At 46.2% G+C, this 20533-nt stretch carries 19 protein-coding genes; 10 read left to right on the top strand and 9 right to left on the bottom strand.

The window, feature by feature from the left end; all coding sequences use genetic code 11:
• Nucleotides 1-11 precede the first annotated feature (11 nt).
• Genes QXV08_RS01650 through QXV08_RS01625 form a run of 6 tightly spaced genes read right to left on the bottom strand, consistent with a single transcriptional unit; the run spans nucleotide 12 to nucleotide 7440 of the window.
• Nucleotides 12-1943 carry an alpha-amylase/4-alpha-glucanotransferase domain-containing protein gene (locus tag QXV08_RS01650; RefSeq protein ID WP_342785261.1) on the bottom strand — a complete coding sequence of 644 codons (1932 nt, stop codon included), beginning with the start codon at nucleotides 1941-1943 and terminating at the stop codon, nucleotides 12-14.
• Nucleotides 1944-1952: 9 nt separating this feature from the next.
• Entirely contained in the window at nucleotides 1953-3497 is a 1545-nt protein-coding gene (locus QXV08_RS01645; RefSeq protein WP_342785263.1) for an alpha-amylase, read from the bottom strand.
• Entirely contained in the window at nucleotides 3494-4897 is a 1404-nt protein-coding gene (locus tag QXV08_RS01640) for an alpha-amylase (protein WP_342785265.1), read from the bottom strand. The genes QXV08_RS01645 and QXV08_RS01640 overlap by 4 nt, the downstream gene beginning before the upstream one ends.
• Before the next feature lie 14 nt (nucleotides 4898-4911).
• A complete protein-coding gene (locus QXV08_RS01635) occupies nucleotides 4912-5397 on the bottom strand; it encodes a winged helix-turn-helix transcriptional regulator (RefSeq protein ID WP_342785267.1) in 486 nt (161 codons plus the stop codon).
• Nucleotides 5398-5446: 49 nt separating this feature from the next.
• Entirely contained in the window at nucleotides 5447-6718 is a 1272-nt protein-coding gene (locus QXV08_RS01630) for an ABC transporter permease (protein WP_342785269.1), read from the bottom strand.
• Nucleotides 6715-7440 (bottom strand): ABC transporter ATP-binding protein, encoded by a 726-nt coding sequence (locus QXV08_RS01625; RefSeq protein WP_342785271.1) that lies wholly within the window; start codon nucleotides 7438-7440, stop codon nucleotides 6715-6717. The genes QXV08_RS01630 and QXV08_RS01625 overlap by 4 nt, the downstream gene beginning before the upstream one ends.
• A gap of 287 nt (nucleotides 7441-7727) precedes the next feature.
• Between QXV08_RS01625 and QXV08_RS01620 the strand changes: the two genes are divergently transcribed.
• The 4 genes from QXV08_RS01620 (at nucleotide 7728) to panB (ending at nucleotide 11057) form a co-directional block, all read left to right on the top strand.
• Nucleotides 7728-8393, top strand: a complete 666-nt coding sequence (locus QXV08_RS01620) for a hypothetical protein (protein WP_342785273.1) — start codon at nucleotides 7728-7730, stop codon at nucleotides 8391-8393.
• Complete coding sequence (locus QXV08_RS01615) at nucleotides 8380-9252, top strand: thiamine-phosphate synthase family protein (protein WP_342785275.1); 873 nt, start codon at nucleotides 8380-8382, stop codon at nucleotides 9250-9252. The genes QXV08_RS01620 and QXV08_RS01615 overlap by 14 nt, the downstream gene beginning before the upstream one ends.
• Nucleotides 9249-10184: a 2-dehydropantoate 2-reductase gene (locus tag QXV08_RS01610; protein ID WP_342785277.1), complete on the top strand. Its 936-nt coding sequence runs from the start codon at nucleotides 9249-9251 to the stop codon at nucleotides 10182-10184. The genes QXV08_RS01615 and QXV08_RS01610 overlap by 4 nt, the downstream gene beginning before the upstream one ends.
• Before the next feature lie 66 nt (nucleotides 10185-10250).
• A complete protein-coding gene (panB, locus tag QXV08_RS01605) occupies nucleotides 10251-11057 on the top strand; it encodes a 3-methyl-2-oxobutanoate hydroxymethyltransferase (protein WP_342785279.1) in 807 nt (268 codons plus the stop codon).
• Between the two features lie 3 nt (nucleotides 11058-11060).
• Here panB and QXV08_RS01600 read toward each other — a convergent pair whose 3' ends face one another.
• On the bottom strand, nucleotides 11061-12320 hold the full coding sequence (locus QXV08_RS01600) for an ABC transporter permease (protein ID WP_342785281.1): 1260 nt from the start codon (nucleotides 12318-12320) through the stop codon (nucleotides 11061-11063).
• Complete coding sequence (locus QXV08_RS01595) at nucleotides 12320-13072, bottom strand: ABC transporter ATP-binding protein (protein WP_342785283.1); 753 nt, start codon at nucleotides 13070-13072, stop codon at nucleotides 12320-12322. Before QXV08_RS01595 ends, QXV08_RS01600 begins: the two co-directional genes overlap by 1 nt.
• A gap of 107 nt (nucleotides 13073-13179) precedes the next feature.
• Between QXV08_RS01595 and apgM the strand changes: the two genes are divergently transcribed.
• The 4 genes from apgM (at nucleotide 13180) to QXV08_RS01575 (ending at nucleotide 17265) form a co-directional block, all read left to right on the top strand.
• Nucleotides 13180-14454, top strand: a complete 1275-nt coding sequence (gene apgM / locus QXV08_RS01590) for a 2,3-bisphosphoglycerate-independent phosphoglycerate mutase (protein ID WP_342785285.1) — start codon at nucleotides 13180-13182, stop codon at nucleotides 14452-14454.
• A gap of 18 nt (nucleotides 14455-14472) precedes the next feature.
• A complete protein-coding gene (locus tag QXV08_RS01585) occupies nucleotides 14473-15315 on the top strand; it encodes a kinase (RefSeq protein ID WP_342785287.1) in 843 nt (280 codons plus the stop codon).
• Nucleotides 15299-16078 carry a 4-phosphopantoate--beta-alanine ligase gene (locus QXV08_RS01580; protein WP_342785289.1) on the top strand — a complete coding sequence of 260 codons (780 nt, stop codon included), beginning with the start codon at nucleotides 15299-15301 and terminating at the stop codon, nucleotides 16076-16078. The genes QXV08_RS01585 and QXV08_RS01580 overlap by 17 nt, the downstream gene beginning before the upstream one ends.
• 233 nt (nucleotides 16079-16311) lie before the next feature.
• Nucleotides 16312-17265, top strand: coding sequence for a hypothetical protein (locus QXV08_RS01575; protein ID WP_342785291.1), 954 nt, complete (start codon nucleotides 16312-16314; stop codon nucleotides 17263-17265).
• On the opposite strand, the gene coaBC is transcribed toward QXV08_RS01575, so the two are convergent.
• Nucleotides 17240-18457, bottom strand: a complete 1218-nt coding sequence (gene coaBC / locus QXV08_RS01570) for a bifunctional phosphopantothenoylcysteine decarboxylase/phosphopantothenate--cysteine ligase CoaBC (protein ID WP_342785293.1) — start codon at nucleotides 18455-18457, stop codon at nucleotides 17240-17242. The two genes, QXV08_RS01575 and coaBC, sit on opposite strands and share 26 nt — an antisense overlap.
• An 81-nt stretch (nucleotides 18458-18538) precedes the next feature.
• On the opposite strand from coaBC, the gene rimI reads away from it, so the two are divergent.
• Together rimI and asnS are read left to right on the top strand one after the other, a co-directional pair.
• Nucleotides 18539-19087 carry a ribosomal protein S18-alanine N-acetyltransferase gene (gene rimI / locus QXV08_RS01565; RefSeq protein ID WP_342785295.1) on the top strand — a complete coding sequence of 183 codons (549 nt, stop codon included), beginning with the start codon at nucleotides 18539-18541 and terminating at the stop codon, nucleotides 19085-19087.
• Nucleotides 19088-19217: 130 nt separating this feature from the next.
• Complete coding sequence (gene asnS, locus QXV08_RS01560; protein WP_342785297.1) at nucleotides 19218-20516, top strand: asparagine--tRNA ligase; 1299 nt, start codon at nucleotides 19218-19220, stop codon at nucleotides 20514-20516.
• Nucleotides 20517-20533: the final 17 nt, after the last annotated feature.

Raw genomic sequence — 20533 nt, 5'->3', positions numbered from 1 at the left:
GCACCTGTCCACTATATTTCCAGGATCCAGGATATACTTGTCTCATATTCCTCACCAGGTTTCAATGAAAGCTGCTCCACGAACATTACCGCTAGACCCTGTGGTATCTCCATGAATCCTTTCTCGGTTCTAGAGTATGATGATAGCTGGGCAACCCATACCTCGTGTGGAGTATTGCTCTCTAACCTTATGCCTGGGTAGACAGGGGATTTTATGGTTATTCTCTCAGTGTTGAACACCCCTCCCTCACTTACATCTCTGCTTACGCCGTTTACGATATAGTATGGTTTCGCCTCGTTCTCCCTATCTATCTTCCATGCAACATGGTACTCTATGCCTAATTTAGCCGTGAACTCTCTATCACCGATGTTTCTAACCTTGAATAAAGTGGTATGACCATTACTTGTTAAACGCACCCTTTTTTCCGTTGCAACCATTACTGGTGGACTGCCATACTGGTAGAACCCGCCTAGGGCTCTTAGAACAACCTCTCCCTCCTCTCCTGGGGCTACATGGTAGTTCTTTAACGCTAAATCGCTCATGTCTTTAAACGGTGTATTGTTTATCCAGTCGTAGAGACCTGTATCCGGGCCCCATAAATGTAGCCTCCAGCTCACCCTTCTATACCAGTCTGGATTGAATCCGGGCTTATTTAGGTATGACTCGCCATACCTTGTCATAGTGTCCTGTAGATTGTGCTCGAACCCCTTGATTTTCACATCGTACTCGAAGAGTGTCCCGCCATCACTTGGCTTTATATATAGGTTTTGCACCGGTGTCTCAAGCAATAGTTCTGATAAGCCATCATAGTCGAAATCCACCATTATCCTCCTGAAGCCCTCGCTGTTGAAGTAATTACTTTTCTCCTCCGCCCACCTCTCAACCTTGATGAGCTTCTCATATATTGCCTGCCTCAAGTGCGCCAGATACACACCTCCAAATAATCCATGCCAGTATGCATCATTACACTGTGCAAGGAGATATTCTACTCTTAACTCTCTAGGTATATCGCCAGCTTTCTCCAGCTTCTTTTTAACCCACAGCATCTTCTTATGCATGTTGTCTGCCTCCCTATACTTCACCAGGAAGTTTCTGAAGAAACCCCTGCTCCACTCAAGCATCTTATCATAACTCCCAGTATCGAGGTATAGTAATCCTTTAACCCCGTGTTCCCTAAGATATTCGCTTGGATGGATCATAGACACCCTGCTACGATTCCTCCTCATCAAGTCTAGGAATGCGTAGAGCCAGTTTCTACTATGCCCTGGCTCCATCCACTCCCCAAACTTCTCAGCGTCACTACCCCATAAGATGAGCCTCGCTGGATCACCCTCCTTTATCTTACCGATAAGGTACTCGAGGACCCTCTGCGGCTGTTCCCAGGGCAGGATATACCTTATCCCGGCATCTATGAAGAAGACCCTTACCACTTGCCCACTGTCCTCAGTGATCCACGAGTAATAAGCCAGGTCGTGAGGGTATCCTGTCTTAGTTAAGGTTGAGTCATCTATGAACACGTACTCTAATCCAAGCCTCCCTATAACCTCAGGTAAATGTGGCTCCCATATTCTTTCAGGTATCCATAGACCCCTCGGCTTAAAGCCCGAGAGTTCCTCAAATATCTTAATGTACTCCCTTATCTGGAGTTCCCTGTCGTCCCTTGGTATTATAGGCAGTATTGACTCGCCAATACTACCAGCCATGAACTCAAGTGTGCCTAGATCGCCTAGTTTAAAGACGTCCTCAAGCCATTCAGGGTGGTTTTTAGCCAGGTAGAGTAGGAGGGGTCCACTTATATGTATCGTGAACTTCAGGTCGGAAAAAGACTTGAAGACGTCTAGTAATAGTTTATAGCTGTTTTCAAATATCCTCTCATTTATCCTCTTTAACTGACCGGTGGGCTGGTGGAAGTGAAGTGCAAATATGAAGTTTACCTTTGACATATATCCCACCTACTCGATTATTTCCAGAAGCAGTTTCTTAAGGGTTGGGACAAGCTCGCCATATGAAGCAATGTTTTCACGTAGCCTCCTTAATTCTTCTACAATGTCTCTAAGACCAAATAAGTTAAGCAGCCATGCATCGATGTCCCCTTTGTTGAAGTGATATAGAAGTGATTCGGGCGGCACTTTATCGATCACCTCGATGAATTCCCTTATAGAGTGAGCTACTAAACCAGTGTGCTCACCGGTTGGCAGTGTGAAGTGGAATGCCTTGTTACCCGGTAATACTAGTCTACTGAGTACATTCTTTCTATTCACCTCGATTTCACGCCTCACTGCTTCAACAAGGACCCCCAAGGCCTCCATGAATAACCCGTATGCTATATTGGCGTTCTTATATGGTGAGAAATACGAGTGAACCTCACCAATTGATCCAAACTTGGTAGCCATATAGTAAACATGATCACTTATCGTGAGCAGCTTCCACAGCCTCGTGATCTCAGGCTTGTTCACCGCTTTTATAAAAGGCCTGATAGCCGCGAGCGCATTATATGCTTCACGCTGTATCTCGTTTCCCAGCCAGGCACTTAAATCCCTTTCATCAGCCCAGCTTATAGAGGACCATGGAGGTACATCTATCACGTCTCTAACCGGGTGCCTCTCAACTACTTCGCCCGGTGTTGAGAAGTAGAGATGCCCGTACTTCAATACTTCACCAGGCAACCACCTAAGGAACTCGTGTATGCCTGTCTCAGGCCAGTGGTGCTCTCCGAAGGTTTCATAGTCTACGGCGATGAATATTACATCGCCTGGTGTGGAGGCCAGCCATGAAGCATACTTGTCAGCGGTCAATGGGTATTGATCCCATTTCTTATCACTGAACCTGAAACCAACGTCATCGCTTAGCCTGTAGTTCCTTGTTAAAACCCTTATATTACATCCGAGGGCCTTGTATACGTAGTTAGGGCTTCTCCACCCGAGAACCCGGTCCACGCCCTCCGTTAATACTGCTTTATAGCCCTCGGAGTCGAAGAAGCAGGCGATATCGTTGTTATATGTGAACTCTGTGTTCTCAATCGAAACAGGCTTGAAGCCTATAGTCTCCTCAATTATCCTTCTGTGTTCACGTATCTGTTCTCTGAGTTCTTCAAACCCATAGTAGGGTAGGAATGCCGCCATGCTGTGGTAGTATGTCTGCTCAATGAACTCAATCCTACCCGTCTCAGCTAGTTTCCTGAATAAATCAATTACATCAGGCCTCCACTTCTCAGCCTGCTCTATGAATACACCGCTTATGCTGAAGCTGGCCTTGAACTCCTTGGAAGTACCCATGTATCTCTTCACGTTCTCAAGTATTATCTGTGTAGCCGGAACATAGCATCTATTGGCCGCTCTCTCAATAACCAGCCTATTGAGCTCGTTATCGAAGACTATGTCCTCGAGATCTTTTAACTCAAGTCTACCGCTTAATGCTTTTTCAAGCAGTATTGAGTGAAGATTTCTCCTTAGCCTGTATGGTTGATGGACCTCGAACATTAAGACTATATCGGTCAAATAATCCACCCTCTATAGATCCTGCTTGCTTCATATAAGCCAGCTATAGGTATGGAGACCCAGTTGGGCCTATAGAGGGACTCATAGTAGACCTCGTAAACAGCCCTCTCAATGATCCATGGGTAAAGGAGCCTCCCTATCTCGGAGACCATTTTATCCCTGGGTACTCCGAGTAGTCTACTCGAGTCGATATCCATTGAGTAGGAGTAAACCATTGCCTTTACATGGTTAAGCCTCCACTTAGTAGAGGGGTCATCCTCGATCATTAAACGTGAAACCTCATCCTGGCTTCTGCCACTGTAATGCATTATCGCGGCATGTGAGAGATAGTGGAAGCTCCTTATCATCGATGCTACATCCCTTGTCACAGGCTCCTTTGACAGTCTCTCCTCGATGCTCCTACCCGGCTCCCCCTCGAAGTCAACTATGATGAAGTCCTCCACCCTGTTTTTAACATATATCATCTGTCCAAGATGCAGGTCTTGATGTATCCTAGCCTTCAATAAACCATTGTAGACCTCGAGTAGTGATATAGCATCCTCCACTATGTCCCATGCCTTCTCAAGCATGCCGCGCCAGTAATCCAGTTCCCCTGTATTTATCTCATCCAGCCTCTTCAGGCTTCCCGAGTACATTTTCTCAATGCGTGAACACCACTGTTTAATATCACTACTTGAAGCCGGCTCAGCGCTGAAGAAGCCTTCGCTATCCTTATTCAAGGCTTTATGAAGGCCTGAAATAATAATGCCGAGCTTCGAGGCGAGCCCGAGCCTAGACCCGCGATCCTTACCGCCTAAGTACTCTAATAACGCGTTGTAGAAGGGATAACCACCGTCGCCAACCCCTTCTACATACCTTGAAAGAACACCGGTGGTCATATCCTTATACTTCAAGAACGCAATGATCTCCGGGATATGGGTGTACTTCTCTTCAGTAAGTTTCCTCAGCATCTGCGCCTCAATGTTGACCACCGGTATTACTCTATAGCTTTTTAAAACAAGCCTACCGCCGTTCTCTGCCTCATATAGGGTAACCGAGTTCGTTGACTCCAACGTGAGGGGTTTAGCCTTAATTATCTTGGGTAGCCTATTCAGAGTGGGATACTCTATCGAGACGCCTTGAATCATACTTATGAGGTCTATGTAGGAGGAAAGATACTCTGCCTCTACATAGCACTCATTATCGAGGCAGAATCCGCGTGACTCCAAACCCCCTGGCAGATCACTGACTTTCGCCAAGGGTAGGTGAAAAAATACATCTCCTGATTTAAAAAGTAATAGTAATATGTTACCATAGTTTACTTCATCCACGACCTCTACATTTACTCTGGTATTCTTCCAGGGCCACCACCTAGCTCGGGGAAGGTAGCTACTTATAACGTGCTCGAATAGCTTACTCATTTTAAACGCCTATTCTAACCCTCTATGGTTTTCAATATCATGGATAAGTATTCTTTCAAGTCATCCACGTTTTTAACGATGTTGTTTTCAAGTAGGTAGACTAAATACTCATCGCCAATAGATGTCTTAACCCATTCAATAAGGTATTTCCTCACATGTTCATCCAGTATCTTCTTATCTACAAGTTCATTCTCTATTATAGCTAGTAACTGCCTGTAGTTCTTGAAGCTCAGGGGCACTATATTGCCGCTAAAGGGATCGGTCACTACGTATGGGGAGGCCTCTTTTCTCGATTTAACTACTTCAAGCGCTTTCTTGAACTTAACTCCTACCGGTGTAAGTAAGTATAATCCATCCCTGGATTCAACAAGGCCTTTTTCCTCGAGTTCCTTGAGGTATCTTTTAATAGTTCTAGGTGAGAGGCCCATCCTGGATGCAAGCTCGTGAATCGTGACCCCTTTCTCATCTATGAATTCCACTAGTTTGATATTTTCACCCATATACTTCGCCTAAAAATCATTTAACTCCCCCTAAATATATAAACCTGTATCAATATTCCGCTAGTAATAGTTTTTCCTTGTCTAAAAATCTTATTGATATAATCATTGAAATAAGTGAGGCGAGTAAGAGTACGGTGAGGCTTACCGCGACCATTAACATCCTACCATATATATACCCCTGTATCACCAGGATGCTGTGAGTGTAGAGTATAAGCATTAATGGGTATAGTATCGACGCTGGGAGCTTAGGGAAGTCGATCATCCAGCCAACTATGAAGAATATCACTCCAAGTGATGTCACGATCCCAGCTATATTACTGGCGCTCCTCAACCCCCGTGTTCTAGCTATGAAGGGTGTCGCGATCGATATTGATACCAGTATTGTTAGGAAGGTTGTAGCTATATGTAGGAATATCAGCGCTGGATCCATCACTATGAATATGCTGCCACCGAGGGCCATTACCAGTAGGATGAAGTACGCTAGTATCCCACCTAGATCCGCTAGAGATGCGAGCACTCCGAGAAATGTCGCCACTAACAGCTTCGAGGAGAATATTTCGGTGATGGATGCTGGGCTGGTTAGTAGCATTTCAATAGTCTTCCTCTCCCGCTCCCCAATTATCCCATCAATCACGTATGATGAAGCCGGGGTTACAACGAATGAGAAACTTAACACTAGTAGGCGGGCTATAATACTCTTCAATTCCTCTTCAGCCCCCACTGTTGAACCTATAGGTGATACAAGCATTACTGCTCCAACTACAACGGGGTCTCTCAGTGCGTTAACATCAAAGTTTTCCAAACCCGCTAGCTTAGCAAGGGAGTCAAGTTTCTCTCTTGAAAGCTGTGAGGAGAAGTAGCCTATATACCCCCTCACCAAGCCTTCTGCTTGTTCAGCTGCACGAACATTAGCTCTCCTAATGATCTCTATTGATGCAACCCTGTCAATACTTGTAGCATTCTCCGAGAACCCTTTCGGTATAATTATTATTAAATCAATGCTCGAATTCCGTAGTGCATGCTCTCTATTACTGTACTGGTATACGTTTAACCCGGATCTAGCAAGGTACTCTCTTATATCTTCCACTAGCTCGCTGGATGACACAGTTATATTCAGTATTGGAGACGTATACGATGTGGAATCCTCATCGATCACGGCTATATTCACTGGCTGCTGGGTCATCAGGGTGAATGCGAGTAAACCTATAAGCGGTAGTGAGATCAAGGGTAGGAGGAACGTGGTTAACAGGGTCTTCTTATCCCTTGATAACTCCTTCAACTCCTTCCACAGTATCACCTTAACCCTCTCGTTCCGCATCATCCTTCCTCCCCCACTATCTTGGTGAAAACCTCCTCCATATTCGCTGCATCATACTCCTCTATCAGTTTCCTAGGCTCTCCCTCGGCGACTATCTTCCCCTTGAATATTAATCCAACCCTGTCGCACAGGTACTCTATTTCAAGCATATTATGGCTACTTAAGAGTACTGAGGCACCTGTTTCAATAACATACTGTTTTATCATCCTCCGGATAGACACGCTTGCATGCACGTCGAGCCCGCTCGTAGGCTCATCAAGTATAGCTATCTTGGGCCGCCTCATGAGGACGATGCCGAGGAGGAGACGGCGCTTCATCCCGTGGCTATACCCAATGGTTTCCTCGTTTAGCCTATCGCCCAGCCCAGTTATCTTGACGCCGTACTCAACCATGGACCCCACGTCTCCACCATAGAGTCTAGCGTAGAAGTAGAGGTGTTCAAGGCCTGTTAGTAATGGATATGTGCTGGCCTCTTCCGGTAGATAGCTTATCAGCCCCCTAGTCTTATCGAAGTCCCTATAAGGGTCAAGTCCATATACTTTCACAGTGCCCCGTGAAGGCTTAACTATTCCAGCTATTATCCTTAGAATGGTTGTTTTACCAGCTCCATTAGGACCTATCAACCCATATATCTCCCCTGGTTTCACTGTGAAGCTAACGCCTTTCACTGCATGGACATCGTCCCCGTAGATCTTGTGTAGATCAGTTACCTCTATGGCGTTCATGAGCTAATCCCCCGTCTTGAAGGGGTGGTTCACTTGTTCCCTGCATCTGTTCCAGGTTTACATCCCTCATTTGCAGGGTAATCGGGGTGATCAGAGATCCCCCTCAATACTTGGTTGTTGCACCTCATTATCCAGCTATAATGCAGGCATCAAAACCTATAAACATTCCGCCATCCCCACCCTAAAGAGCGGGGCTTTCAACTCTAACTATCCACCCCTAATTGAATAGTCTCCAGGAATACTTTTAAATCCAATCCATTATACTATTCTCTCAAGGTGTTTAATACTTGCTTTCCGAGAAGATAAAGAATGCAATAGAAGATTTTCTATCAAAGTACGGGGAGAAGGCGTTTATCGTTTTAAAGACGGCGTACAATATTTCAAGGGATCCAAATATAGATCACAGGCTAGGCGATTTCAGTTACAAGCACCTAGTCTATAAACTAGCTGAGACAGGCATTGCATACAACCCGGCTAATCTACTAAAGGTTATGGAGAAAAACTATGGGATAATAGAGAAATCCTATGCATCCAAGAATCAGACATGGTGGAGGTTCAGCGATATTGATGCTGTGAGAGAGGTGTTGGAGAAATCGATTAGCCCGGAGACTGATGGTGATCCCCGTATAAAACTCCTAGTGATAAAATACAGGAGCCTAGAGCCCTGGAACCTGCTCAGCATTCTCCGCAGGCTAGCTCTTAAAGAAAGGCTCAACGAGGTAGATAAGGAGGTGTTCCGTAAACTAGCCTTTAATGACCTTGAGAAAATAGCGGGTATAATAAAGGAGATGATGTACTATGAGGAGGTATTCTCAAACGAGATCAAGCTACTCAATGAGATACTGGAGCTGGCTGAACTGGTGGCCGGGAAGCTGGAGAAAGCATATGCATCATCCCCGGTTAACACGGTTGCACGAAGTATAGAGGTATCATGGAGAAATGATCATACATGAAATCATATGTGGGAAAATACTCGTTTCTCTAAGAGGCTTATTAGCCCATAAACTAAGTGATCAGGGATTAAGCCAGCACAAGATATCGAGGCTACTCAATGTATCCCAGCCTATGATAAATAAGCTCCTGAAGAAGCCTGTTGAAGAATATCTCAGGGAACTCGAGAAGCTGGGTATAGAGAGAGGGGTTGTAGAATACTATGTAGAGATACTATGTAGCATCGCCTTCAAACAATCCCTGGAGAAATTCGTGTTCACAAGCTACCAGGTAGTCAACACGCTTGCCCTTAAAGCCCTATGCTCTCAGCAGGGCTTCTCAAACATGTGTCAAGGCGGGGTATTTGTTGACCCGGATATAGAGTACTATAAAACGGTTTTATCAAGGCTACTCGGCATTAAAGGGCTCCATAAACTCATACCAGAAGTGGGCTCCAACCTAGTCTACACACCTAAGACTCCTTCATCAATCATGGAGGTGATAGGATTAACTGGTAGAATAGTTAAAACACTCAGCGGAGTGACCGCGACGGGTGAACCAATGTATGGAGGGAGCCGGCATTTATCAAGGATACTATTACTAGTTGCGTCGCATAACCCGGTGAAGAAATACGGGTTTAACACCAGGTATGAAGAGGCATACCTCAGTAGCTTCAACAGGCTTGGATTAAGAGCAGTGATAACGGGTCCCCATGAGAGCCAGGAGGAGTTTTGGAGAAGAATCGAGGAGGCATCAAGGTTGAAACCCGATATCATAGTGGATCTAGGGGGCAGGGGCCTCGAGCCCGTGGTGTACGTGTTTACAAGCAGTTATGAGGAGCTTGAAAGAATCCTAGTTAACCTGGTGGAGGCGTATCCATGAGTCGCGATATCTGTATTATAGGGGGTGGGGCTGTAGGATCCACGCTAGCTTATTTCCTCTACAGGGCTGGTGTGACAGATATACCCGTGTACTTCGGTCGTGAAGAAACCGTTAAAGCAGTTCTACGGGAGAAAGGGGTAAGGGTCTACGATAAAGTGGAGAACCTGGATTACATCGTGCCGATAATACCTAGACACTATAGCAGCCCCATTGATAAATGCAGGTTTATCTTGAACACGGTTAAAGCATACAGTGTACCGGAGACGCTTAGGCTAATGGAGAGAATCATGGATGTCGACGGAGTAATCGTGATGCTTCAGAATGGAATAGGTAGTTTAGAGCTTGCTGAGGAAAGATTTGGTGCACGAGTAGCCGGGGGAGTGGTCTACTTCGGTGCTGAACGCGTCTCACCTGTTTACACAGTGTATCACGGGGGCCGGGTGGTCATAGCAGGGTGTAGGCATGGCTTATGCATGGAATTAGCAGAGTTGAACAGGGTGTTTAAGCTGGGAGGCCTCGAGTTCAGGATCGTATCGAATATAGACTACTACAGGTGGTTGAAGCTGGCTTTGAACGCCGTGGTCAACCCGTTGACAGCTATCTCCAGGTCTAGAAACAGTATAGTGTTATCCAGGCCAGGGCTGGAGCTGGCCTCATTGATCCTTGCCGAATTCATCGAGGTAGCTGGTAAGCATGGCTTCAGATTCGAGCTTAACAGGCTGCTCGAATACGTAGCAAACAATGTGAGGAGTACAGGGGACAACTACTCCAGTATGGCTCAAGACGTGTTGAATAAGTCTCCCACAGAAATAGATTTCATCAACGGCTTCATCGCTAAAGAACTCGGGAGAGAATCATCCATTAATAAAATCATAACCCTAATGATACACCTCATCGAGGAAAGCAATAGGTCTAGGAATAGTGTTCAATAACCATAGATTATATCCAAGGCTTAATTTAAATAGATCAGAACCCGATAGTGAAACCCGGTGTCAGCCTTGAATACAAGGGTAACGGTTAGAGACATAGTTAAGATGAAGGGGAAAGAGAAGATAGCAATGATTACAGCCTACGATTATACGACGGCTAAGCTGGTTGATCAAGCAGGCATAGATATAATCCTCGTCGGCGACAGCGTTGGGATGGTCGTCCATGGATTAGATACAACGATACCTGTAACAATGGATATGATGCTACTACACGTATCCAGCGTTGCAAGGGCAAGGCCCCGCGCGCTCGTGGTGGGGGATATGCCATTCCTCAGCTATGAAACCAGTATCGAGGATGCAGTGAGACATGCCGGCCTCCTCATGAAGGCTGGCGCGGACGCCGTTAAGCTGGAGGGGGGATCCGAGTTAAGCGATGTAGTGAAAGCCCTTGTGAGAGCCGGCATACCTGTCATGGGGCATATCGGGTTGACTCCTCAGAGATCATTCCTTATAGGTGGTTATAGGAAACGCGGTGTGAGCGAGAAGGAGCGGGAGAAGATACTAGAGGATGCGAGGGAGCTGGAGAGAGCCGGGGTGTTTTCAATAGTGATAGAGTATACGGCTGCTGATGTAGCCGGCGAGGTAACAAGGGAGGTCAGTGTACCCACTATCTGCATTGGGAGCGGGCCTTTCTGTGATGGACAAGTACTGGTTATACATGACCTGCTGGGATTAACGGAGAACCCGCCTCCATTCGCTAAAGCCTATGTCAACTTAAGAAGCCTCATAGTTAACGCTGTCAAGGAATATGTTAGGGAAGTGAAGAACGGGGTTTTCCCGGAGGAAAAACACTACTTCTACTCTAAAAAGCAGTAAGAACTACTCTCTTTTCCTCAACGAGATCCTCAGGCCCAGTATGACTATATCTCTGTTGAACACGAATATAGCGGTCGCCATTAACAATATTGACACGATTATGGCTATTGAAATAGATATCCATACATAAATATATTGTCCTGAAAGCGTTGCATTAATTAATACAAGCGGTATAGATGTAATCGTTAAACCAGATAATATGGATGTCGCCGTGTTTAACGGCATACCCATATAGATTGTCGCGAATCCCACACCCATGAATAACAGTATTATAGGTGTGGAGAGAGCACCAGCGATCCTTTCATCAGCGACGACGGCGCCTATTATCACGCCGATGGCGCCCGAATATATTAGGCCTAGGATTATTACAAGTATTGATACCAGGATATTCCCTGATCCCCCTATACTGATCACTGATTCAACTATGTTTATCGATGATTGATTACCCAGGGTTATGCCGGCAGGTATAGCTGAGGCCAACATCAGGAATAATGCAATCATGTAGGCCACCCCCATGATCACTGATGCAGCAACAGAGCCAATGATCTTCGCTATTACAACACTTCTACGTGGAATAGGTTGAGCAAGCAGCATTTCAAAGGCTTTCTCAACCTTCTCTATAGCTGTTGCCTGGGCGGCGTAAGTAGCATTTATGCCTACTATTATACCGATCACCACGGGTATAATGGAGAACATGGTCATAAAACTATTGAACTCGTTGGCTGTGAGGGTTTTATCATATATCCTTACATAGCTTTCAACCATGACCGGCCTACTGGGCGGTATGGATATATTATATAATACGCTTGCAGCCGCCGGAAGCATGTCGGATATTATTGATGCGATTTCCTGTAGTATGGATATCCTTGCCTGTCCCGTGATCGGTGAGAGATTATCTATTTTCACCCCTCCCTTAAGCAGTATGATGCTACCTGTCTGTGTAGCGTTCTCAGTAAACCCTCTTGGTATAACTATTGCTACCCCGGTTTTATCAACGGCTTCTTCGAGGCTCTGGTAGATCCCTATAGAACCATTAGTGTATTGTGAAAGCATTGATATGAGGCGGTTCACTAGCTCGGTGTCCTCCTCCTTGACTATCCCTATAGATATGCTCATCGTCTCTTTCACAGCTGACTCTATGCCGCTTCTCATAATGCTTCCGAGCGACGCGTAGAACACTACTAGTATAATCATCGATGCTATGAAAGCCGGGTTCTTTAGGAAGTTCTTAATCTCCCTTATAACCAGTGGCTTCAAGGTCATCAATGAACACCCTCTCCTGTTTTCAGCTTAATGAATACCTCCTCTAGATCTCTCCCACCAGTCTTACTCTTCAACTCCTCTATAGTCCCCTCCGCTATTAGTTTACCCTTGTAGAGCATGCCTACTCTATCACATAGCCTCTCGACTTCGAGCATGTTATGGCTGCTTAAGAGTACTGTTACACCATACTCCCTATTATACTTCCTGATCAATTCCCTGATGTATATGCTTTTCTCCACGTCTAGGCCGGATGTGGGTTCATCAAGGATCATTAGCTTAGGCTTCGAGGCAAGGACCACGCTTAGAGCCAGTATCCTCTTCATGCCCTTGCTATATGTTCTCACAGGTTTCTTTAGCTTGCCCCCTAGATCACTTATTTCCACGGCTTCCTCAACCACTTTCTCCAACTCTCTACCATTATACCTCAGGGAGAGCATGAATTTAATGAAGTCTAATCCAGTTAAATCCCTGTACGCCCCTGCTTCCTCGGGCAAGTAATTGATTAGCTGCCTCACCTTCAACGGGTTCTCCACAACGCTGACCCCGTAGACTAGTACCTCTCCTGAAGTAGGCCTAAGAAGCGTTGCTATTATGCGTAGAGTAGTTGTCTTCCCGCTTCCATTAGGGCCTATCAACCCATATATCTCTCCCTGCTTCACATTAAAGCTGAGCTCTTTGACTCCTATGCTTCCCCTGCCATATATCTTTGTTAAGTTTACTACTTGAAGCGCGTAGTTGCCGGAGTAGTTCAACTAAGGCCACCGCCATATTATATCTAATTAAACCAGCAGTATTTAATAGTTAAGCAGTAGTAAGCTATTAATTTAGAGTAATTGTAAGTATTCGTAGGGTGATCCCCGTGAAATATAAGCTACTCTACTTGGTGCTCGACGGCATGAGCGATAGATTAAGTGATCCAACCACTACATTAGAGAACAGTGTGAAACCCGGCTTAGACTGGATAGCCAGGAATAGTAAGTGTGGATTAATGTACACGGTTGGCAAGGGCATCGCACCTGAGAGCGATGAAGCAGTCATCTCCATACTTGGATACGATCCCCATGAGGTTTACACTGGTAGGGGTCCTCTAGAGGCTCTCGGAGCTGGTTTAAGCATTAATGAGGAACACGAGGTCGCGTTCAGGGCTAACTTTGCAACCATAGATCCATCAACCTACACGATCATTGATAGAAGAGTCGGCAGGAGCCTCACAACGAGTGAGGCACGGGAACTGGCTAAAGCAGTTGATGGATTAGAGCTGGGAGTATATGATGGATATGCTAGAGTAGTGGCCACTATAGGGCACAGGGCAGTAGTTGTCATAGGTAGCAGGAGCCACAGGCTCTCACCCATGGTGGATAATAATGACCCAGCCTACAGGAGACACGGCATGGTCAGCGTGGCTGTACCCTCTCCATCGAAGCAGGTACCGGAGATAAAGCCCCTTGAGGATACACCGGAGGCAAGGGTGACGGCTGAGCTAGCCAACGTGTTCTTTAAGAAGGCTGTTGAAATACTCTCGAAGCACCCGGTCAACATCGAGAGGATTAGTAAAGGGCTTCTACCAGGCAACGCTATACTCATGAGGGATGCTGGTAGTAGAGTGCCGAGGGCGGTTAAGCTGCCCGAGAAATACAGGTGTAGGTTTGCAGTGCTAGCTGAGATGCCTGTGGAGATCGGTATAGGTAGGGCTTTCGGCGCTGAAACCATAATCATGGAGCCTCCGACGGGGGATCCGGCTAGAGACTACGGGGTAAGGCTGAAAGCTGCTCTAGCTGCTCTCAGGGAAAACGATATAGTCTACGTGCACTTGAAGGGACCGGATGAGCCCGGGCATGATGGCGACTTAGAGTTGAAGAAGAGGAGGATTGAGGAGATAGATAGGTATTTCATACAGCCGCTTATCAGTGAGATAATGGATAGATATGCATTAATTGTTACAGCTGATCACGCTACACCACCAAGCGTTAAATCACATACAGATGACCCTGTACCAGTAGCATTCTACATGCCCGGTATTAAGCCCGATAACGTGGAGAAGTTCACAGAGAGGGAGTGTAGTAAGGGAAGCTTAGGGCTCATCCAGCATGGGTGGATGCTCCTGCCTAGAGTAATCACGGAATTCCTCTCATAGGAGCCAGGGTGTGTTTTTTTGAAGATCAAGATACCACTCCATGTCTCAGGCTTATGGATCCCCTCTATCTCATCAAGCTATCTTGAGACGGGTAGCTATGGCGCTGGATTAAACCTAGCCATGTATATAGAGGCCGGTATAGTTGATGATGGAGAGTGCGGCATCTACATAAATAATGCCAGGGTTCTAAGGGAACAGTCAATGGAGATATGCAGTAACACCGGTGCTAGTATCTCGGTAAATGCATACTCGCCCGTCTCACTGGGCAGGGGCTTCGGGATATCAGCTGGGTTACTCATAGCACATGCCCTGGCATCATATCACGCATTAAAATATTCATCAATGAAGGCTCTTCAATTAGCACATGTCCTTGAAGTAAAATACTTAACAGGCCTCGGTGACGTGTTATCCGAGTATACAGGGGGGTTCGCTATACGTTTGAAGCCAGGGGCCCCAGGAGTAGGCATAGCTCATCGGGTTATGGTTTTCGAGAAACCAGTACTCATTGTTGGCGAACTCTCCAGTGGTGAATCCACACAGGTGATGCTCTCCCGGATAACCAGCGAGCTATACGAGTTGGCGTTTTCATACTATAAGAAACTCGTGGAGAGCGAGGACTTACTCGACTTCTTTAACTACTCCCAGTTATTCACAAGGAAGGTATTCGATTACAGTGTAGTCGATAAAATACTGAGCGGTAGGAGGGGGGTTATATCGTATTATCTTAAGAAATCCGCTTTAATCATCTGGGTTGAAAAAGAGTATGCCGGCGAGATACATGAGTTATTAAGTAACAACGGGATAAAGGCATTTGAGACAACGATATCTGATGGAGGTGTGATGGTTGAGCATCCCGGCTAACCATCCACGTAGAGAAAGCCTACTCATAAGGGAGAAACTAGTCGAAGGATATAGGAGGAATATTGTCGCGTTAGAAGGGTTGATAGCTCATGGAAGAGGCGAGTGCTTTGATTACCTGCTCGGTGAGAAAACACATGGATTCGCTTTAAAAGCGATTAGAGCAGCCGTTGCACACTTACTCCTGGCCAAGCACCCCGTGATATCAGTAAACGGTAATACAGCAGCCCTGGTTCCACGTGAGATAGTGGAGTTAGCCGAGGTCACTGGGGCAAAGCTCGAGGTAAACCTATTCTATAGAACCCGTGAAAGAGAGGAAGCTATTGCAAAACACCTCATGGAGCACGGGGCACATGAGATATTAGGGGTGGGGGACGATGCATCAGCCGTCATACCGGAGCTATTTAGCGAGAGAAGACGTGTCAGCCCTAGAGGCATATTGATCGCTGATGTGGTATTCGTCCCCTTGGAGGACGGGGATAGAACCGAGGCATTGAGGAAGATGGGTAAAACAGTTATAGCGGTGGACCTAAACCCTCTTTCCAGGACAGCCCGTATGGCATCTATCACAATAGTTGACAATATTGTTAGGGCAGTACCATTAATGATTAAGGAGGCTATACAACTGAAATCAATGAGCAGGGATAAGCTAGAGGAGATAGCTAGGGGCTATGATAATAATAGAGTACTTCAAGAGGCATTGGAGACCATACTGGAGAGACTTAGAGAGCTATCCTCCTCCCAACTAATTCTACAGCCACGTTGATGCATCCAGGCAATAATACCTGTGAAGAAAATACCAGGGCTCAGCTTATTTGCCCATGTCCCGGGTTTTATCTACGCCTATATCTCTCAGCATCAAGGCCCACTAGATATTCATTGATAACACTGTATAACACTGTCTTCACATGGATTCACTCGGTATTAGTTAACACTGTAAAACCCTGGTATATGGGGTCATATAACAATAAATATAACAGACCCGGATAGAATCTACTGGTGGGTGTCTTGGAGCAATGCCTTAAGATAGGGGGCGTATGCATAGGGTTCTACGGCGAGGATTTAGGAGCCATTGTGGAGTCATTCACAAACTCGTTTTCACGCCGGTACCTACCCGATCCCCGTCTCTGCGATCACTGTGATAGTAGAGGCATAGAGGTGTCATGGATAAGGGGGCAGGGTTTTAGCGTGGTTGCTGCTGAATACTATAATTCACCTGTCCTCCCAGATAGATACATTGTGGAGGGTGGACCGGTGGAGCCGTATGCTAATGAGTCACCGGTCTTCTTCCTGCTTCAAGCATTATCCAGGAGGCTCTTGCTGGAGAAACGGGTTGTTTTAACAGATTCTATCACTATACATATACCTGGCACCGGTAAAGCCGTATTATTACTAGGATATCCTCATACAGGTAAAAGCACTATTGCAAGCATAGCGTATTCAAGAGGCTTCAACCTGCTTTCAACAGAGAACACGGTGGTAGAGGCCTCGGATAATGGACTCTACGTAAAATCCGGTTCCTCGGTACTCGTCTACGATCCTAGGGTCAAAGACCTATATGAGGTAAGAATAACACCCCAAGGGAAGACAAGGCATGGCTACGAGATAATAGATATCAACAATGGTGACCGTGAGAAATTATTTGAGAAAGGCATAAGGATATCATCAATCTATATACTACACACGAGTTTCTCGAGTAGCGGTGTATCGCTGGAACCCGTTAAAGGCAGGAAGATTGGTAAGACTCTATGGTATTTCGCTACAGGAGTGTTGAAGGGAGTAGACTTCTATGAGCCGGCGCCACTGGATATGCCGTTGAATGGGTTGAAAACATGCCTCCTCGAGTTCCTTAATATAGTTAGAAGAATGTATGAGGACAGGGTATTCGAGGTATTTGGTTCCCCCCTAGAGGTCTTCAATGAGATCACTAGGCTTGAAGCCTCCTCGATATAAAGTCCCCTATTATTCTGGCGACCTCGGGTTTAAACCTGAGGCCTCTATCCATGATGCCTCCATCAGCCGCTGCAACGATCTCGAGCATCTCCTTCCCGAAACCGGCTTCACTCGATAACACGTTGTTACCTATGACGAGATCGGCTCCATAATCGCTTGCCTTCAGAAGGGTTTTCTCAACAAGCTTCTCGCCGCTACATGTTTCAGCAGCGAATATTACGAGTGTCCTCGGCCTATTGACAATGGATTTAATGGTTTTCGGGGTTTGCTCCAGTCTTACCTCAAGGTATGGTTTATCCCTGGTCGATATCTTCTCTGGTGATGAAGAAGCCGGTTTATAGTCTGCTGGGGCAGCCGCGAACACTGCTGCATCATATATTGTCCCACTTGTTAGCTCCCGTATTTTATCAGCCATATCGCTCGTTGTCTCGACACGGATGCTTCTAACAAGGTATGGGGGTTTCACAGTCATCGGGCCGTGTACCAGGTCTACCCTGGCTCCTCTGCAGGCTAGTTCCCTGGCTATTAGGACACCCATCAATCCGCTACTTGGATTAGTTATTACCCTTACCGGGTCTAGGTATTCCCTTGTCGGCCCCGCTGTAACCAGTATCCTCCGGTTCTTTAAGTCTACTCCCCTGTTAACTATGGCGTCTATGCAGTGGGATAAGTCGTCTAGGGGAGGATATTTGGCTTTATCCTCCTCTATTAACGGGGGTATTATTATAGCCCCATATTCCTCTAGTTTTCCAGCAGCGTTCTTGTACTGGGGGGAGCTCATTAAGCGGATGTTCATTGCTGGCACTATTATCACTTTCTTGCCAGACCCCATTATCGTGGTAGCTGTTAGTGTTAGTAGTTCATCAAGTATACCGTACGCGATCTTCCCCATAGTGTTCAGCGTTGCAGGCGCGATAACCATTGCGTCAGCCCATTGCGCTAGATCTATATGCTCTGTTTCCCCGCTCATCTCGTAGAATGGTTTACTACCGGTAGCCCAGTGAACCAGGTCTACGCCTATGAGTGAAAGCGATCTCCTTGTCATTATAACTCTAAGACTACCCCCCATACGTATGAGTCTCCTGGCGAGGTCTATTGATTTATATATTGATGAGCTAGCCGTTAAGCCAAGCAGTATGTTCCTACCCTGGAGGGGTTGATGGAGAAACCTTGCCAGCTCTTCATGGGCCAATTAAATCCCCGATTAGGCTTGATACCTTAGTCACTATTTATAAATCATACGAGGGGCTTTAATACACTTAGGGTCATAGTTATGAGCACGGGTACATCGTATAGTGTTGACGAGGTATTTAACCTAGCTGTTAAGAGGTTAGCGATGGAAGCTCCGGGATACAGGGTTAGAAACGCAACCAGCGACGATATAGCCAGGGTTATCGAGATAAACATGGTTTCACTGCCAGAGCATTATCCAAGGAGCTTTTTCGAGGAATTATATGAGGAATATGGGAAGGCCTTCTATGTTGCTGAGGCACCCAATGGTGAAGTAGTCGGTTATATTATGACGCGTGTAGAGTGGAAACCCGGCTTCTTCCATAGGTTTATTGCTAGAAGCGGACACGTTGTAAGTATAGCTGTTCTCAGGGAGCACCGGGGTAGAAGCCTCGGGTATGCCTTAATGGCTTACGCCATGAAGTCCATGTATTATGATTACAAGTGTAACGAGACATACCTGGAGGTAAGGGTATCCAATAACCCAGCTATCTCACTATATGAGAAACTAGGGTATAGAAAGGTTAAGGTGGAGAAAAACTATTACCTAGACGGCGAGGACGCATATGTGATGGCTAGAGAGCTACCTTAGAAGCCGTCAACGGTGGTTTATCCACCGACTAGATTTACAGTTTCTAGAACTTAAAACCGGTTAATATAGGAATAGTGTTTTAACCTGGTTCACCCTTTTAAAACTAAAACTAGGGAAATAGGGGTTGGATATGGAGTATAAGAGTATCGCTGAGATAATGAGCGATGATAAAGTTGGTTCACACGTCTGTATAAGGGGTTGGATATATAGGAGGAGTGTTGTAGGTGGTAAAGCATTTATCAGGGTCAGGGATTCATCTGGGGTAATACAGGTTGTGGTTGATTCAGCCAGGCTTGGAGAAGCCCTTGTAGACGAGTTGAAGGATATAGGCTTAGAGGCGAGCATTATTACCTGTGGAACTGTTAGAAGGGAGGAAAGAGCACCCGGGGGATACGAGTTAGATGCCGACTTCTTTAAAATCATAGGTTATAGCCGGGACTTCCCGATAAAGGGTGGTGAAGGCATAGAATATCTCCTGGATAACAGGCATCTATGGGTAAGGAGCCCAAGGTTCGCGAAGATATTTAGGATAAAGCACACGATTCTTCAAGCCGGAAGGGAATACTTCACGAGGAATGGCTGGTGGGAAGTCAACCCGCCGATATTGACTGCATCAGCCTGTGAGGGCGGTGCAACATTATTCCCTGTTGAATACTTTGAGTCTAAGGCCTACTTGAGTCAGAGCGCGCAATTATATCTAGAGGCACTTATCTATGTTCTCGAGAAAGTATGGAGTCTAACCCCGAGTTTTAGAGCCGAGAAGTCTAGGACTAGGAGGCATCTCGCCGAGTACTGGCACCTAGAGCCTGAGGCGGCATGGTACAGCATGGATGACATGATGAGGGTCGCGGAGGAGCTGGTATCACATATTGTGACCAGGGTACTTGAGGAAAGGAGGAGTGAGCTAGTAGACCTGGGTAGGGATATCGAGAAATTGAAGCCTGCAATGGAAACGCCCTACCCACGGGTAAAGTATGATGAGGCGATAGAGATACTCCAGAAGAAAGGGGTTAATGTTAAATGGGGCGATGATCTAGGCGCGGACGAGGAGAGAATACTCACCATGGAGTTCGAGAAACCATTCTTCGTGACACACTTCCCCAGGCAGATAAAAAGCTTCTATATGAAGGTTGATCCATCAAACCCCAATGTAGTACTCGGCTTCGACCTCTTAGCGCCTGAAGGATACGGTGAGATAATTGGTGGAGGCGAGCGTGAGGACAGGTATGATGTATTATACCAGAAGATCATAGAGCAGGGATTGAACCCGGAGGACTATAAATGGTACCTGGATTTAAGGAAGTATGGAAGCGTGCCTCACAGCGGATTCGGATTAGGGATAGAGAGAATCACGATGTGGATTACCGGGCTGGATCACATAAGGGATACATTGCCGTTCCCCAGGTTCAGGGGAAGAATCTACCCGTAGACTAAAGGGTGTATATA

The sequence above is a fragment of the Desulfurococcus sp. genome (assembly GCF_038881575.1).
Classification (GTDB): domain Archaea; phylum Thermoproteota; class Thermoprotei_A; order Sulfolobales; family Desulfurococcaceae; genus Desulfurococcus.
The sequence above is the reverse complement of the archived record's forward strand: the minus strand, read 5'-3'. Positions and strand labels throughout refer to the sequence as shown.